Genomic DNA, 15,090 nt, shown 5'->3' with positions numbered 1-15,090 from the left:
GCGAGGGGGTGCGTGCTCGGCCACCGGGGTCCGGGGGTGCCGCGACTGGCTGAATCCTAACCCCCGCCCGCCTCCGTCGCAGTGGTCAGGACCCCAAACCGAACCGCTGCGCGGCGGAGGAGTTGCAGTCGTAGATCCGTAGCCGGTCACCGGCCTTCCCGGCGTTGTCCGGGTCGTCGAGGCACCGCCCGGAGCCGACGTTGCGCAGCGCTCCGCCCGTGCCCGCGACCCACTGCTGCGCGGCGCTTCCGTTGCAGTCCCACAGCTGGACCGGGGTCGAGTTCGCGGTGCCGCCGTTGACGACGTCGAGGCACTTCCCCAGCGTCCGCAGCGACGCGTCACCCGGCGCGGACCAGCGCTGCGCGTCGGTGCCGTTGCAGCCGTAGAGCTGCACCCCGCTGCCCGACGCGGGGTAGGCGTCGACGACGTCGGCGCAGAGCCCGGCCGGCCCGGTGACCGGCGCCGGCGGGAAGCGCCAGGCCTGGTCGGTGGTGTCGGCGCAGTCGGCCAGGCGCATCCCGTCACCCGCCGTCGTGGCCGCCAGGCACCGGCCGGCGTTCAGCAGCTTGCCCGCCGTGGTCAGGCTCCACGCCTGCGCGGCCGTCCCGTTGCAGGTGTAGAGCTGGACCGGCGTGCCGGCGGCCGTCGAGCCGCCGGCGAGGTCGAGGCACTTGCCGAGCACGCGCACCGTGCCGCCACCGCTCGGCGGGGTGAGCTGCTGGCCCGCCGAGTGGTCGCAGGCGGCGAGTTCCAGCGCCGTGCCGTCGGCCGACGCGCCGCCGTGGACGGCGAGGCAGAGCCCGCCGCGTCCGGTCACCTGGCCCGCCGCCGGGTTGTCGGCGGCGCTGCCGGTCAGGGTGACGGTGTGCCGGGCGTTCGACGGCAGGCTCGCCGTCGTCACGGTGACCGTGCGGGAGTGTGCGTTGTACGCCCACGCCGTCTCGGGCAGCCGCTGCCCGTCGACCGAAACCGCCGTCGGCGCGGCCGAATTGGCCAGCCGCAGGGTGTAGGCCTTGGCCGGGGAGGTGCCGCCGGCGGCCGCGTCGACCGTCAGCGTCTTCGCGGCGTCCTGCCAGCCGAACCGGGTCGTCGACGACACTCCGGCGCCTTCACCGGAGTCCTCGTACAGCGAGAAGTTCCCGTCGGCACCGGCCGTCACGTTCAGCGTGAGCTGGTCGAGCGGCGCGGCGGCGTTGTCGACGTAGTTCGTGCGCAGCGGCACCACGCCGCCCGCCTTGACGAGCACCGGCATCTCCGACAGCGGCTTGGTGATCGTCGCCGTCGACGGTCCCGTGTAGACGGTCCCGGTGAAGTAGTCGGTCCAGGTGCCCGGCGGAATCCACGCCGAGACCGAGCCGCTCGCCGTGGTGATCGGCGCGACGAGGACGTTGTCGCCGTACAGGTATTCCTGCGGGTGGGTGTAGGCCGCGTCCTGGTCCGGGTAGTTCAGGTAGAGCGGCCGGGTGATCGGCACGCCGGTCTGGTTCGCCTGCTTGGCGAGGGTGTAGGTGTAGGGCACCAGCGATTCGCGCAGCCGCAGGAACTTCTCCGCGCTGTCGCCCGCCGCGCCGGGGTAGTCCCACGGCAGCCGGTCGCCGTGGTCGGAGTGCAGCCGGTCGATCGGCTGGAACGCGCCCAGCTGCAGCCACCGCGCGTAGAGGTCGTCGGGCAGGTGCCCGCCGTGGAAGCTGCCGATGTCGTGGCTGACGTTGCTGAGCCCGGCGGCCGCCTCGTCCGGCGTGAAGCGGGCCTCGTAGGCGAGCATGTCCCAGCTCAGCGGGGTGTCGCCGGTGAACTGGAGGGTGTTGCGGCGCTCCGACCACGGGCCGAGCGGGTAGCTGCTGTGGATGCCGCCCTGCTCGGCGCCGCCGATGCGGCCGAAGGAGAAGCCGCGCAGGCCCTGGGCCGCCGCGTGGTCGGCGTAGGCCTGGTTGATGAAGTTGTCCGGCGCGACGCCGGGGTCCGACGCCGTCGACCGGCCGCAGCCGGAGCAGTAGTCCAGCCACCACGTCCGGACGCCCTGGGCGTCGAACGGCTTGTGCAGGTCGAAGTAGGAGCGCAGGTGCGCCGGGTTCGACCAGTCCCACACGTAGTTGGAGCCGTCGGCGATCAGGCCGCCCGCAGTGGCGTTCGCCGCCGCGAACTTGGGGTCGTTGCCCGCGATGGACGTGTGGATGTTGAGCGAGACGGCGAGGCCCTGCTGCTTCGTCCAGTTCAGGAACCCTTGCGGGTCCGGGAAGAGCCCGGTGTTCCAGTTCCAGCCGTTCCACTGCGACGGTGACTTCCAGTCGGTGTCGACGACCAGCCAGTCGATCGGGGTGAAGCTCGAGCGGAACTTCGGCAGCAGCGAGGTGCGGTAGTCGTTGTCGGAGTAGGCGAAGTAGCGGGAGAACCAGACGCCGTAGGCGGACCGGGGCAGCAGCGCCGTGCCGCCGGTGAGGGCGTTGAGGTCGCCGAGGCCCTGCTTGAAGTCCTTGCCGTAGCCGAAGAAGTAGCCGTCCTGGTAGGGCTGCGCGCCGTGCGACGCCCGGTCCGTGACGGTGCGGTCGGCGTTGAGGACCGCCGAGCGCGTGTCGTCGAGCAGGTACCAGCCGTCGCGGTCGAGCAGGCCCGGGTGCTGCGGCGTCGGGACGGCCTCCGGGTTGTCCAGCGAGCGGTCCCAGCCGCCGAGCACGGACTTGGGGCCGGCGCCGTAGGCCGTGGTGAGCAGCGAGGTGTCGGCGGCGGGGTAGGCCCCGGTGGCCGTGGTGACGGCGAGGCTGTCGAGGTTGACGTTGCCCGAGTCGCCGGACTTGCGGTCGACGCGCACGGCGTTCGTCCCCGCGTTCAGCGGCACCGTCACCGACGCCGTCGCCCAGGTGTTCCACGACGACGTCGCCGGCAGCGACAGCTTCGGCCCGGGCGCGCCGTTGACGGTGGTGGACAGCGTGCGCGTGGTGGTCTGGCCGTCGCCGCCCTGCGCGTTCGCGTAGCGGACGGTGAGCCGGTACTGCCCGGCCGACGGCACCGCCGAGACGTCCTGGGCGAGCGACGCCCCGACCGAGGTGAAGCCGGCGAGGAAGCCCGACCCGGTGTTGCCGGTGTGGTCGTAGGCGGTCGCCGCCGACCCGCCCGGGACGCCGTTTTCGGCCTCGCAAGCAGTGGCGAAGGCGCAGTAGGACGGGAACAGGGGCGCGGCGGTCACGTTCGTCGTCGTGAGCAGCACCGACGTGTTGTCGCGGGTGAACGGCCCGCTGTTCTGCCGGTACCGCAGGGTCAGGCCCGCGGTCCTGATCTCGCGGACGCCGCCGGTCACCGTGGTCGTGTAGGCCGGAGCGGGGAAGGACCGGTTGACGGCGTTGAAGGTGGTCAGGTCCTGGAACCGGTCGTCGCCCGCGTACTCGAGCCGGATCAGCGTCGGCGTCAGCACCTCGAACCGCGCGTGCCCGTCCTGGACGACGGCTTGGTCCACCTGCTGGGGTCTGAGGTCCTGGGCGGCGGCGGTGCCGGTGACCGTGGCGACGCCCGTCACGACGGCGACCAGGGTGTGGATCAGCTTCAGCGACGGTGATCGGAACACGCGCACTCCCTTGTCCACGCAGACCAGCTGATCCACTGTCAACGTTGTCCACCGGACATGTCAGCCGCCGAATGCAGCAGAACCGGCCGAAGCATCCACAATGGACGGACCACGGCGGCGCGCTGGTCCGGTGCGGTCGACTCTTTCGGGTACCGGCGGTTCGCCGGGGCCCGTGCGGGGTAAGCCGGGGGCGAGACGGTCTTCGCCGGTCAAACAGCCGGCCGGTGAAGACCGTCTCGGCCGGGTACCGGAACCCGCCGGGCGGCGTCCGCCTGACAGGATGACCCGATGGACGCGCGCAGCAGGAACAACGTGGTCGTCACGGGTCCCGCCGACGGCCCGGTGGTGCTGCTCGCCCACGGGTTCGGCTGCGACCAGAACCTCTGGCGGCTCGTCGCCCCCGCACTGGCCGAACGCTTCCGCGTGGTGCTGTTCGACCACGTCGGCGCGGGCCGCTCGGACCTCTCGGCGTGGTCGGCCGAGCGGTACGCCGGCCTCGACGCCTACGCCGAGGACGTCCTCGAGATCTGCGCCGAGCTGGACCTGCGTGACGTGGTGCTCGTCGGGCACTCGGTGTCGGCGATGATCGCCGTGCTGGCCGTGAACCGCGCGCCGGAGCGGTTCGCGAAGCTGGTGCTGCTCACGCCGTCGCCGTGCTACCTCGACGACGGCGACTACCGCGGCGGGTTCAGCCGGGCGGACATCGACGAGCTGCTCGAGTCCCTCGACGCCAACTACCTGGGCTGGTCGGCGGCCATGGCGCCGGTGATCATGGGCAACCCGGACCGGCCCGAGCTCGGCGGCGAGCTGACGGACAGCTTCTGCCGCACCGACCCGGTGATCGCGCGGGTGTTCGCCCGGGCCACGTTCCTCTCCGACAACCGCGCCGACCTGCCGGGCGTCACGGTGCCCACGCTGGTCGTCCAGACCGCCCAGGACGCCATCGCCCCGCCGGCGGTCGGCGCGTTCGTCCACGACCGGATCGCCGGCAGCGCGCTGGTGACGCTGGACGCGATCGGGCACTGCCCGCAGCTGAGCGCGCCCGAAGCGACCACCGAAGCGATCCGGGCGTTCGCGGGCACGCCGTGATGTGCGAAATCGGGGACACCGGCGGCAGCGAGGACACGGTCGGGGCCGCGTTCGGCGCCCTGCTCGAGGACAGCGCCGAGGACCTCTACGAGCACGCCCCCTGCGGCTACCTCTCGACGTTGATGGACGGCACCATCGCGAAGATCAACACCACCCTGCTCGGCTGGCTGGGCCACGGGCGCGCCGATCTGGTGGGGCGGCGCCGTTTCGCGGACCTGCTGACCGTCGGCGGCCGGATCTACCACGAGACGCACATCGCGCCGATGCTGGCGATGCACGGCGAGGCCGGCGGCCTGGCGCTGGAGCTGCGGACCGCGGACGGGACCCGGATTCCGGTGCTCGTCACCTCGACGGTGAAGAAGGGCGAAGACGGCACCGCCCAGCTGATCCGCAGCACGATCTTCGACGCCCGCGACCGCCGCGCCTACGAAGAGGAGCTGCTGCGCGCCCGCCGGCAGGCCGACGACGAACGCGACCGGGCCCGGGAGCTGGCGGCGATCCTGCAGCGCACGCTGCTGCCGCCCGCGCTCCCCGCCGTCCCCGGCATGGAGGCGGCGGCGTACTACCACCCCGCCTCGGCCGACGAGGTCGGCGGCGATTTCTACGACCTGTTCCCGCTCACCGGCGACACCTGGGGGTTCTTCCTCGGCGACGTCTCCGGCAAGGGCGCCGTCGCGGCCGCGGTGACGTCGCTGGCCCGCTACACGCTGCGGGCCGCCGCCGTCTACGACCCCGATCCCGTCGGCGTGCTCGCCAACCTCAACACGGTGCTGAACCAGGAGTTCCACGGCGCCGACCCGCGGTACTGCACCGCCATCTACGGCGCGCTCACCCCCGAACCCGGCGGCTACGGGATCACCCTGGCCAGCGGCGGCCACCCGCCGGCGATCCTGGTCCGCGCCGACGGCACCACCGAGTTCCTCGACACCCCGGGCGGCATGCTCGTCGGCGCGGTGCCGAACGCCCGGTTCACCAGGATCGGCCTGCACCTGGCCCCCGGCGACACGCTGCTGCTCTACAGCGACGGCCTCACCGAAGCCCGCACCGCGGCCGGCCGGGACCGCTACAGCGAAGAGCAGCTGCTGGAGTTCCTCACCGCGCGCGCGTCGACGACGGCCCCGGCGCTGATCGCGGCGCTGACGGCCCTGCTCACCGGCTTCGGCGACGGCGTCGAGGACGACACCGCCCTGCTGGCCCTGAGCATCCCCGCCCGGACCCGGCCGTGACCGCCGGCTTCACCACCGCCACCCGCCGCTCCGCCACGGGGACGGTGCTCGAGTTCGCCGGCGAGCTGGACGCCGCCACCTCGCCCGACGCCCTCGCCGCGATCCAGGCGCTGACCCTGAACCGCGGCGAGCACCTGGTCGTCGACCTGTCGGCGTTGACGTTCTGCGACTCCAGCGGCATTTCCGCCCTCCTGGCGGCCCGCAACCTGGCCCTCGCGGCCGACGCCGGGATCGCGCTGGTCGCCGTGCCCGGCCAGCTGCAGCGCAGCCTGCGGCTCATCGGCCTGGCGGACTTCTTCCCGGCCCACCCCACCCTCGCCGACGCCGACGCCGCGTGGGCCGCCGCACGGCGTTAGCGCGTGTCTGACAATGCCGTGTTGGCCGCTCCGGTCGCCGTGTCGGCGCTTCCGGTCACCGTACTGTCCGTTCGTGAACGGCCGAGCGCCTGCCGACGGCCACCGCAGTGCCCGGAGTGGCCAATACGGCGACCGGGGAGTGGCCAACACGGGCGCCGGGCACCGCTTTTCGCGCCTTCGCCACGTGGTCGGCCGGCAGGTGGGTGGTGTACGGGACGACCGTCGCGAGGACGGTGAGCCCGAGACCGGCGTACAGCGCGGCGATCGCCCCGCGTTCGGTGCGGGTCATCGGTCCGCTCCCGCGTCGAGGGCGGTGCGGAGGAACTCGAGGATCTCCGCCCGCGCGGCCCCGGCCTGCGGCGCCACGCCCGGCATGCTGAGGAACGCGTGCCCCGCGCCGGGATATTCGCTGAGCCGCACGGAAGTCCCGGCCGCGCGCAGCCGGCCGGCGTAACGACGGCCGTGGTCGGCCACCGGGTCGTCGGTCGGCACCACCACGAGCGCCGGCGCCAGTCCGTCGAGATCCTCGGCGTACAGCGGGGAAACCGCGCGGGCGTCGGTGCCCGGCGGCACGGCGAGCCGCTGGAACAGCCGCAGCTGCCCGGTGGTGAGCGTCGGGCTGACGGCGTACTCGGTGGCCGACGGGTAGCCGAACATCGTGGCGGTCGCGTCGACGGCGGGGTTGACCAGCACCTGCGCCCGCAGCGGCAGGCCGGCGTCCTCGGCCCGGATCGCGGCCAGCGCGCAGATCAAGGCGCCGCAGCTCTCGCCGAAGACGGCGGTCCGCGCCGGGTCGACACCCCACTGCCCGGCGTGGTCCAGCAGGTGCCGCAACGCGTCCCAGCCGTCGTCGACGGCCGCCGCGAGCGGCGTGGCGGCGTCGAGGAGCCGGTGCTCGACGGAGACGACGACCGCGGGCAGCCGGGCGGCGACGTGGCTGGTGACCCAGTCGCACTGCGCCGCCGTGCCCACGAAGCCGCCGCCGTGCACGTGGAGCACGAGCGGCAGGACGTCGTTGCCGGTGGCCGGCCGGTGCACCCGGACCGGCAGGTCGCGGCCGGGCAGCGCCAGTTCCCGCCACGCGATCGCGGCGCCGGGATCCGGCTCCCCGGTGATCACCCGCGCCGCCTCGGACGCCCGGACGCGGTTCTCCGCCTCGCGGTAGCCGACCAGCTCCTCGTCGGTGATGGCCGACCAGTCCGGCTCGGGCGGCCGCTGGGCCATCGTGGTTTCGCTCATGCGCTTCTCCTCGCTTCGCCAATTACGCTACCTCAGGTATCGATACCAAGGGTAGCGAAAACCGGTATCGTCCGGCCATGAGTTCCGCCCGGCCCCCCGGCCGCCCCCGCACCGGCGTCAACGAGGTGGTCTTCGCGGCCACCTTGAGCACGGTCCACGCCCTCGGCTACGCGGCGGCCACGGTGGAGCGCATCGCCACCGCGGCCGGCGTCGCCAAGACGACGATCTACCGCCGCTGGCCCTCGAAGGGCGAGCTGATCGTGGACTGCCTCCTGGACGCGTTCGGCCCGCTGCCGCTGACGGGCGCGAGCCGGGTGGAGCTGATGGCGTCGTCGATCCGCTGGATCGCGGCGAAGATCGCCGAGCCCGGGGTGGGCGACGCGTTCGCGGGCGTGTTCAGCGACGCCGTCAGCGACCCGGCCCTGCGCGAGGTCCTGGCCGCCCGCCTGCAGGACCCGTACCGCGAGGCGCTCCAGGACGCCCTCGACGAGCCGGAGAACCGGGTCCTGTTCTTCATCGACGTCGTCGTCGGCACCCTGCTCCACCGCATGGGCATGACCGGCGAACCCATGGCGGACAACGACGTGGCGGCCCTGGTGGAGATGGTCCTGCCCCACTTCACCGCGGGGAAGCGCACCGGATGATCACCTTCCGGACGGGCCGTGACTAGGGCATCCTTGGCGGCCTGACGAGGAGGATCATGCTCGACGATGTGATGACGGCGCTCGACTCCGTCCTGCCGCGGCTGGCGGCGGTCACCGGCACGCCCGGGGTCGCCGTCGCGGTGGCGACGAGCAGCGAGCTGCGCACGGCCGCGACCGGGTTCGCGGACCTGGCCGCGGGTGCGCCGATGACCGCCGACACCGTGGCGCCGGCGGGGTCGCTCACCAAGCCCGTCACGGGACTGGCCCTCATGCAGCTGGTCGAAGCGGGCGAGGTCGGCCTGGACACGCCGATCGACGCGCTGCTGCCCGCGGGGCTGCGCGGTCCCGGCGCGGCGCCGGTCACCACGGCCATGCTGGCGGCCCACCAGGGCGGTTACTACAACGACATCGTCACGGCCACGGCGTTCGAGGCGCCGGCCGAACCGGTCCTCGACTACGTCCGCCGTCGCCACGAAGCCGGGCGCGCCGTCGAGTACGGCGGGGCGCTGCCGCTGGTGACGACGCCGGGGCCCTACTCGTACTCCAGCTTCGGCGTCGGCGTGCTGGGCGGTGCGCTCGAGCACCTGACCGGTGACGCCTACGGCGCGCGCGTCCACCGGGACGTCTTCGCCCCGGCCGGGATGACCGGCACGAGCATCGACGACGGCACGCGGAACCCGTGGGCGACCGGCGCGCCGGGCCGCGGCACCGACCGGGCGACGGGGTACATGGCCTTCGGCGACTGGTGCGTGCCGAGCCCGCCGCTGCGCACCTCGGCCTACCCGGGCGTCGGGATGCACACCAGCGCCGCGGACGCCGGGCGGCTGCTGCAGTCCTTGCTGCGCACCGCCCGCGGCGACCGCGGACTCGTCCGGCCGGAGTCGCTCGCGGCGATGGTGACGCCGCGGGTCGCCCGGCCCAGCCACGGCGCCCCGTCGTTCTCCGGCCTGACGCTCGAGCTCGCCGACCCGGCGCTGGGCGACGACTGGTGGTGGGGCCACACCGCGGCGTTCCCGTGGGGCTTCTGGTGGGAGGCACGGGTCTGGCCGCACCGCGACCTCGCCGCCGTCGCGGTCGGCACCCGGTGGGACATGGCCCGCTTCCACAACCCCGCCACCCGCAGCGCCCCGGGCCTGGCCGTCGAGTGGGCCGGCCGCTGGGCCGTGTCCGGGGTCCCCGCGAGCCTCCCGGACACGGACGCGCGCCCCCGCTGGACCGGACCGAGCCCGACACCGGAAACCTCGCGCTGGATGGGGGTGCTGGCCGGGGAACGCACCCACGGCCTGCTCGGCGTAACCGGCCCGCTGCCGGCCGCGACGCTGACCGCGATGACCAAGGGAGCGCGCTGCCTCGGCGACGCCGTCCCGGACGGCTGGGACCCGGACGCGTTCACGCGCGGGGTGGCGCAGGCGCGCGCGGTCGCCCCCGATCCGGACGCGCTCGGCGCACTGGGCCGGGACCTCGGGCCCGCCGCGGCGCTGTGGATGCTCGAGTGCGGGGCGTCGAGCGCCGAGGTGACGATGCCGGTCGGCTTCTACGCGCGGGCGTAGCGGGGATCAGCGCAGGCGGACGTCCAGGTTGACGCGGTGGCGGCCGCGCGGCAACGGCACCCACGCCGGCTCGGTCACCGGGGACACCTCGGGGAAGCGGGCGAACAGGGTGCTCAGCGCGACCTCGGCCTCCAGCTTCGCCAGCGCGACGCCGAGGCAGAAGTGCGGCCCCCAGCCGAATCCGACGCTGCCCTCGCGGCCGCCGTAGAGGGCCTGCCACCGCACGTCGGTGTCGTGGGGGTGGGCGAACTGCGCGGGATCGCGGTTGGCCGCCCCGAGCACCGCCTGCACCGCGTCACCCGCGCTGATCCGCACGCCGCCGACCTCGAGGTCGGTCGCGGCGTAGCGCAGCCGGGCGAGCTGCACCGGGCCGTCGGTGCGCACCAGCTCGCGCACCGCGGCCGGCCAGAGCTCGGGCTCGCCGCGCAGCAGCTCCCGCTGGGCGGGGTCGCGCATCAGGGCGAGCGCCGCGTTGGACAGCATGTGCGCCATGGTTTCGTGCCCGGCGAGCACGAGGAACACCAGGACGGCCACGGCGTCGACGTCGGTCAGGTCGTCCTTGGCGACGACCTGGCTGATCAGGTCGTCACGCGGCTCGGCGCGGCGCCGGTCGATCAGGGCGTGGCAGAAAGCGAACATCTCGCCCAGCGTCGGCGTGATCTGCGCCGGGTCGCCGCCGACCAGCACCTTGCCCCAGCGCCACCAGTCCGCCCAGTCGGCTTCGGGGACCCCGACCAGTTCGCAGACCACGGCCATGGCCAGCGGGTAGGCGTACTCGTCGAGCAGGTTCACCGTCTCCGCCGCGGCGAAGCCGTCGAGCAGCTCGTCGACGATCTCCTGCACCCGGGGCCGCAGCGTGGCGACCTGGGCCGCGCCGAAGGCGTGGCTGATGCTGCGGCGCAGCCGGGTGTGCTCGGCACCGTCCAGGCTGAGCAGGCTCGCCCGCAGGTAGGGCAGGTGTTCCGGGGGCGTGCCCAGCGCGAGGAACGCCTGCTCCTGCGTCTGGGCACCCACCCCCGGCAAACCGGTGGGATCGTTGCGCACGGCCGGGTCGGAGAGCACGGCGCGGACGTCGTCGCTCCGGGTGACCAGCCAGCCCTCCTCGCCATTGGGCAGCCGGGCCCAGCAGACCGGTGATTCGGCGAGGATGCGGTCGTAGCCGGACACGGGGTCACCGAGGATGGCCGGATCACGCAGGTCCACAACGGGTTCGGGCGGCACCCGGCCATCCTGCCACGAAGATCGCCCCGGGCGGAGCGGCCCGCGTCACTTGCCCGGCTGCGGCCCGAGCATCGTGTTCACGTCGATCGGCGACGGGATGGCGCCCAGCTGCAGCAGCAGGTCCGGCACCCGCTGCAGCCGCCGTGAGTCCAGGCTCGAGCCGTAGCCCGGCAGGGTGAGCAGCTTGGCCGTGTCCTCGTCGATCTTGGCGAACCGCACCAGCAGCGGCTCGACCTTGGCGCGGTCGTTGGTGGCCTCGTGGGTGGCCTTCTGCATCGCCCGCTGGAACGCGGCCAGCGTCTTCGGGTTCTCCCGCACCCACTTCTTCGTCGCGCCGAAGCCGGTCAGCGGGAAGTCCTGGGTCGCGCCGGTGTTGATGTCGATCACCGGGATGGCGCCGGCCGTCTTGGCGGCCTGCGTGATGTAGGGCTCCGGCAGGTACGCGGCGTCGGCCTCGCCCTGCTGCAACGCCGCCGCGACGTTCGGCAGCGGGAGCAGCACCCACTTCACCTTGCTGAAGTCCACGCCGTGGTCCTGCATCACCGAGCGGGTGAGCAGATCAGCGGCGGTGTTCTTGGCCGTGATGGCTATCTTGCTGCCTGCCAGGTCGTAGATGGTCTTCACCGGCGAATTCGGCACCGTGACGATCGCGTTGCTCTTCGCGTTGACCGACGTCGCGTCGGCGACCAGTTCCATGTCGGCGGCGCCGGTGCTCTTCGCGATGAAGAACGGCGGGTAGGTCGAGAACGCGATGTCGGCTTCACCCGAGATCGCTTTCGTCAGTGAGGCCTGCCCGCTGGCGGCGACCACGGACGTGACGTCGAGCCCTTCGTCCTTGAAGTAGCCACTGTCCTGGGCCAGCCAGAACGGCCCGAGGTCCGTGGTGGGCAGGATCGAGACCTTCAGCGCGGTCTTCTCCAGGCCGGTGCCCGCAGAGGCTTTCGAATCGGTCGAACCGAGTGCCCCGCAGCCGGTGACGAGTGTGACGACGGTGGCGGCCGCGAGGGCGAGGGTGGCGCGAAGAGCGCGATCCCGGCTGCTCCTGGCGATTCCAAACAAGACCTGCTCCTTGACGGAGATGATGGTTGATGTACCGAATCCAAAGAAGCCGGGTGAATAATTCCCGGAGTCAGGCAGGTGACTGTAGGCACCTGCGAACCGCGTGGCAATGCGTTGGTGCGCCCCAAAACCGGGATTTCACCAGAATGGCGGTGCGTATTCTTGATCGACGATCATGAATTGATCTTCGCTGCGCACGGCGTAATTCTACGAATCACTGCGGCCGACCGGCGGGGCACTGCCGATTCCTCCGGCCGCAGCCGGAGGAATCGCGGATTCGCGAAAGAGCCGGTGGTGGCGGGTGGTGACCGGTGGTGTGCGGTGGCCACCCATCCGGCCCAACGGTGCCGGTTCCCGCTCACCACAAGAGTCCATTGTGGACTCGATAAAGTGCCTAAGCGGTGACGCGAAAAGCGTCGATCATGCCGACGGACGTGCTGCGGTTGACGATCCGGACGGTGTGCTGCGCCGCGCTCAGCCCGCTCTTCTGCCAGACCACCTGCTGCACCTGCCGGGCGCCGTCGGCGTGCAGGTCCACGGTCGCCTGGAAGGTGTTGTCGAGGTAGACGTCGACGGTGCCCATGTCGCCGTTGCGCTCGGAGAGGTACTGGATTCCGGTGCCGGTGAAGGAGTAGTTCGCCGTGGCGCCGACGACGGTCGAGTGGTGCGTGTCGTCGTTGTAGTCGCCGTAACCGCGGTTGGTGGTGGCGAACCAGTTGCTGTCGTAGCCGGCCTCGGTGTCGTTGACCAGACCGCCGCCGCCGGCGTTGAGACCCAGGGTGGAAGCGGTGCCGCTCAAGGCTTTGGCGCCCTGGTTCGGGCTGCCGGTCAGCCGGGTCGTCGCGTACGAGGTCAGCGGCTTCGCGGTGCGCTCGACGACGTAGGCGGTGCCGCCGGCCGTGGGGAACTCGAACTCCGCGTCGGTGGTGGTCAGGAGGATCGTGTTGTCCGACGCGCGCCGCACGCGCACCTGCTGCCCGCCCCAGGGGTTGACGACGTGGGCGGTGGCGCCCCACTGGCTGCGCAGGCCGACGTACTTCGTCTCGTTGGCCTCGCGCTCGGAGCTGACGAGGAAGCCGTTCTTCGCCAGCAGCGTGAACTTCCCGACGAACGAGGAGTTTCCAGGCGCGGCCGGGAAGACGCGGATCTTGTCGTTGTACGACTGCAGCAGGGCCTCGTTCATCGCGGAGAGGTTGACGCCGTGGTACTCGAAGACGCCGTTGGTGTTGCTGGTGAACCCGTTGGGGTAGTTCTGGTACTGCCGCAGCATCCGCTTCACGCCGTCGAAGGTCTGGTCGCCGAGGCCGAGCCGCGCGGCCTGCACGGCGTCGTTGGCCCAGACGTTGCCGTAGGGGAACGGCCGGCTGTTCCAGGCGTTCAGGGCGGTCTGGTAGTCGGGGGCGCCGATGCCGGTGACGTTGTAGGGCCAGATCAGCTCCGAGGCGACGTTCTCGTTGTTGCGCGTCTGGGCCAGTGGTGGCTGGTGCGGCTGGTACGCGCCGTTCTGCTGCGGGTAGGCGACGAGGTTGCCGAGGACGCGCTGCCACTCGGGGCGCAGGCTCGCGTCGGCGCCGAGCTGCTGGGAAACCTGGATGGCGATGGGGAAGATGCTGCGTACGGCGGCGAGGTCGGTGATGGCGTTCGGGACGTTCCAGTACGTTTCGTGCGCGTTCGAACTGGCCATGTAGTACTTGCCGTTGCCGTCGACGGAAAGCATCCGGGAGTAGAACTTCGCTGTTTCCCGGATGAACGGGTACGCGACGGTGCGCAGGTAGTTGTCGTCGTTGGTGTAGCGGTACTGCAGGTACATGTTGTACGCGGCTTCGTAGCCGGTGGAGAGGATGTTCTTGGTGTAGTCGCTGCCGACCGTGCCGCGCGCGTTGCCGTCCCAGCCCATGGTTTCCGGCACCCACAAGCCGTCGACGCCGTACCGGGTCTGGGTGTAGGACTTCAGCGCGGTGTAGTTGCGGCTGTAGAGGTTGTCGAAGGTGTTCATCAGGTCGACGTGGTTCGAGGCTAGGAAAGAGTTGTAGACGTCGCGCTGGTTCCAGTACCAGTAGGCGTTGCTCCACTTCGTCTGGTCGCCGGTCGCGCGGAAGACGCCGTTGATGAAGTGGTACGGGTAGTTGCCGTAGCCGCCGGCGGCGATCAGGTACGTCGAAAGGTAGTAGACGTTCTCGAGGTAGTCGGCGTCGCCGCCGAGCCCGCCGTACTGCACGAAGGACTTGCTCCAGAAGCTGTGCCACCAGTTCCGGTAGGCGGTGTACGTGCTTTGGTAGCCGGTGGTCTTGACCGCGTTGAGCGCGTTTTTCGCCTGGTTGACGGAGTTGTTGCCGGCGGCGTTGAGCCGGGTGCTCGCCGTGAACCACACGGTGTAGCTCGAAGTGGGCGTGATGGTGAGGCGCACGCGGCTGTTGTTCACGACGGAGGCGCTGTAGTTCGCGCCTTCGACGGTGGCCGCGAGGGTGTAGCCGAACTTCTGCGGGTCGGCCTGGCCGCGGCTGATCCCGGCGCCACTGGCGTCGGCGTAGCTCGACACCTGACGCCAGGTGCTGATGTCGGGCACGTCGCCGCTGTTGGCGAGGTTCGCCACGTCCCACAGCGACAGTTCGAGGGTCACGCTGCTCACGCCGCCGCGGGTGTCGTCGACGTGGATGCCCATGACCTCGGAACCGGGCTGACCCATGATCGTGACGGTCCGGTTGGCGTCGTACTTCGTCGTCAGCGTCCCGTCGTAGAGGGACAGCCGCTGCTGGTAGGCGCTGTAGCCGGAGTCCATCGCCGGCGTGGTGGCCAGGTTGACCAAGCCGGCCCCGAACGCGGTCTGCTGCGACGCGTCGACGTTCGACACCTGCATGGTCAGGCCGCCCGCCTGCCAGACCATCGCCCCGGTGCGGCCGTTGCCGACGGTCAGGCCGTAGTCCGGGTTGGTGTTCGGCCGGTTGTAGACGATGTCGTGCTTGGCCAGGTAGCCGGCGTAGTCGACGTCGAGGCGGCCGGCCGCGGGGGAGAACGCGGCGTCACCCGGGGCGGCCAGCGCGGGCGAGGTGACGGGGACGGTGAGCGCGGCACCCAGCAGCACGGCGACGGGCAGCAGGCGGATCGACCTCATGGAGCACCTTCCGGAGCCAGAGATATGATGAATCG

General features: G+C 71.7%; 11 protein-coding genes. 5 read left to right on the top strand and 6 right to left on the bottom strand.

The window, feature by feature from the left end:
- Positions 1-85: 85 nt before the first annotated feature.
- Positions 86-3,559: a ricin-type beta-trefoil lectin domain protein gene (locus OG439_RS28055; protein WP_326943803.1), complete on the bottom strand. Its 3,474-nt coding sequence runs from the start codon at positions 3,557-3,559 to the stop codon at positions 86-88.
- Positions 3,560-3,847: 288 nt separating this feature from the next.
- On the opposite strand from OG439_RS28055, the gene OG439_RS28050 reads away from it, so the two are divergent.
- The 3 genes from OG439_RS28050 to OG439_RS28040 are packed head-to-tail and all read left to right on the top strand — an operon-like array spanning position 3,848 to position 6,230.
- On the top strand, positions 3,848-4,648 hold the full coding sequence (locus OG439_RS28050; RefSeq protein ID WP_326943802.1) for an alpha/beta fold hydrolase: 801 nt from the start codon (positions 3,848-3,850) through the stop codon (positions 4,646-4,648).
- Positions 4,648-5,874, top strand: a complete 1,227-nt coding sequence (locus OG439_RS28045; RefSeq protein ID WP_326943801.1) for a PP2C family protein-serine/threonine phosphatase — start codon at positions 4,648-4,650, stop codon at positions 5,872-5,874. Before OG439_RS28050 ends, OG439_RS28045 begins: the two co-directional genes overlap by 1 nt.
- Complete coding sequence (locus tag OG439_RS28040; protein ID WP_326943800.1) at positions 5,871-6,230, top strand: STAS domain-containing protein; 360 nt, start codon at positions 5,871-5,873, stop codon at positions 6,228-6,230. Before OG439_RS28045 ends, OG439_RS28040 begins: the two co-directional genes overlap by 4 nt.
- Positions 6,231-6,285: 55 nt before the next feature.
- Here OG439_RS28040 and OG439_RS28035 read toward each other — a convergent pair whose 3' ends face one another.
- Both OG439_RS28035 and OG439_RS28030 read right to left on the bottom strand, forming a co-directional pair.
- Complete coding sequence (locus OG439_RS28035) at positions 6,286-6,519, bottom strand: hypothetical protein (RefSeq protein WP_326943799.1); 234 nt, start codon at positions 6,517-6,519, stop codon at positions 6,286-6,288.
- A complete protein-coding gene (locus OG439_RS28030) occupies positions 6,516-7,469 on the bottom strand; it encodes an alpha/beta hydrolase (RefSeq protein ID WP_326943798.1) in 954 nt (317 codons plus the stop codon). The genes OG439_RS28035 and OG439_RS28030 overlap by 4 nt, the downstream gene beginning before the upstream one ends.
- 77 nt (positions 7,470-7,546) lie before the next feature.
- On the opposite strand from OG439_RS28030, the gene OG439_RS28025 reads away from it, so the two are divergent.
- Both OG439_RS28025 and OG439_RS28020 read left to right on the top strand, forming a co-directional pair.
- Positions 7,547-8,113 carry a TetR/AcrR family transcriptional regulator gene (locus tag OG439_RS28025; RefSeq protein ID WP_326943797.1) on the top strand — a complete coding sequence of 189 codons (567 nt, stop codon included), beginning with the start codon at positions 7,547-7,549 and terminating at the stop codon, positions 8,111-8,113.
- A gap of 56 nt (positions 8,114-8,169) precedes the next feature.
- Positions 8,170-9,663, top strand: coding sequence for a serine hydrolase domain-containing protein (locus tag OG439_RS28020; protein ID WP_326943796.1), 1,494 nt, complete (start codon positions 8,170-8,172; stop codon positions 9,661-9,663).
- Between the two features lie 6 nt (positions 9,664-9,669).
- Here OG439_RS28020 and OG439_RS28015 read toward each other — a convergent pair whose 3' ends face one another.
- From OG439_RS28015 to OG439_RS28005, 3 genes are all read right to left on the bottom strand, one after another.
- Positions 9,670-10,884, bottom strand: coding sequence for a cytochrome P450 family protein (locus OG439_RS28015; protein ID WP_326943795.1), 1,215 nt, complete (start codon positions 10,882-10,884; stop codon positions 9,670-9,672).
- Positions 10,885-10,929: 45 nt separating this feature from the next.
- Complete coding sequence (locus OG439_RS28010) at positions 10,930-11,943, bottom strand: ABC transporter substrate-binding protein (RefSeq protein ID WP_326943794.1); 1,014 nt, start codon at positions 11,941-11,943, stop codon at positions 10,930-10,932.
- Positions 11,944-12,337: 394 nt separating this feature from the next.
- The gene (locus OG439_RS28005) at positions 12,338-15,055 is read right to left on the bottom strand and encodes a glycosyl hydrolase family 95 catalytic domain-containing protein (protein ID WP_326943793.1); all 2,718 of its coding nucleotides are present in this window, start codon (positions 15,053-15,055) and stop codon (positions 12,338-12,340) included.
- Between the last annotated feature and the right edge of the window lie 35 nt (positions 15,056-15,090).

This window comes from Amycolatopsis sp. NBC_01307 (assembly GCF_035975215.1).
Classification (GTDB): domain Bacteria; phylum Actinomycetota; class Actinomycetes; order Mycobacteriales; family Pseudonocardiaceae; genus Amycolatopsis.
The sequence above is the reverse complement of the archived record's forward strand: the minus strand, read 5'-3'. Positions and strand labels throughout refer to the sequence as shown.

What these genes read in the sequence shown, in the direction of transcription:
- OG439_RS28025 (WP_326943797.1), top strand. Translation starts at nt 7,547, where the DNA reads ATGAGTTCCGCCCGGCCCCCCGGCCGCCCCCGCACCGGCGTCAACGAG.
- OG439_RS28035 (WP_326943799.1), bottom strand. Translation starts at nt 6,519, where the DNA reads ATGACCCGCACCGAACGCGGGGCGATCGCCGCGCTGTACGCCGGTCTC.
- OG439_RS28005 (WP_326943793.1), bottom strand. Translation starts at nt 15,055, where the DNA reads ATGAGGTCGATCCGCCTGCTGCCCGTCGCCGTGCTGCTGGGTGCCGCG.
- OG439_RS28050 (WP_326943802.1), top strand. Translation starts at nt 3,848, where the DNA reads ATGGACGCGCGCAGCAGGAACAACGTGGTCGTCACGGGTCCCGCCGAC.
- OG439_RS28030 (WP_326943798.1), bottom strand. Translation starts at nt 7,469, where the DNA reads ATGAGCGAAACCACGATGGCCCAGCGGCCGCCCGAGCCGGACTGGTCG.
- OG439_RS28045 (WP_326943801.1), top strand. Translation starts at nt 4,648, where the DNA reads ATGTGCGAAATCGGGGACACCGGCGGCAGCGAGGACACGGTCGGGGCC.
- OG439_RS28020 (WP_326943796.1), top strand. Translation starts at nt 8,170, where the DNA reads ATGCTCGACGATGTGATGACGGCGCTCGACTCCGTCCTGCCGCGGCTG.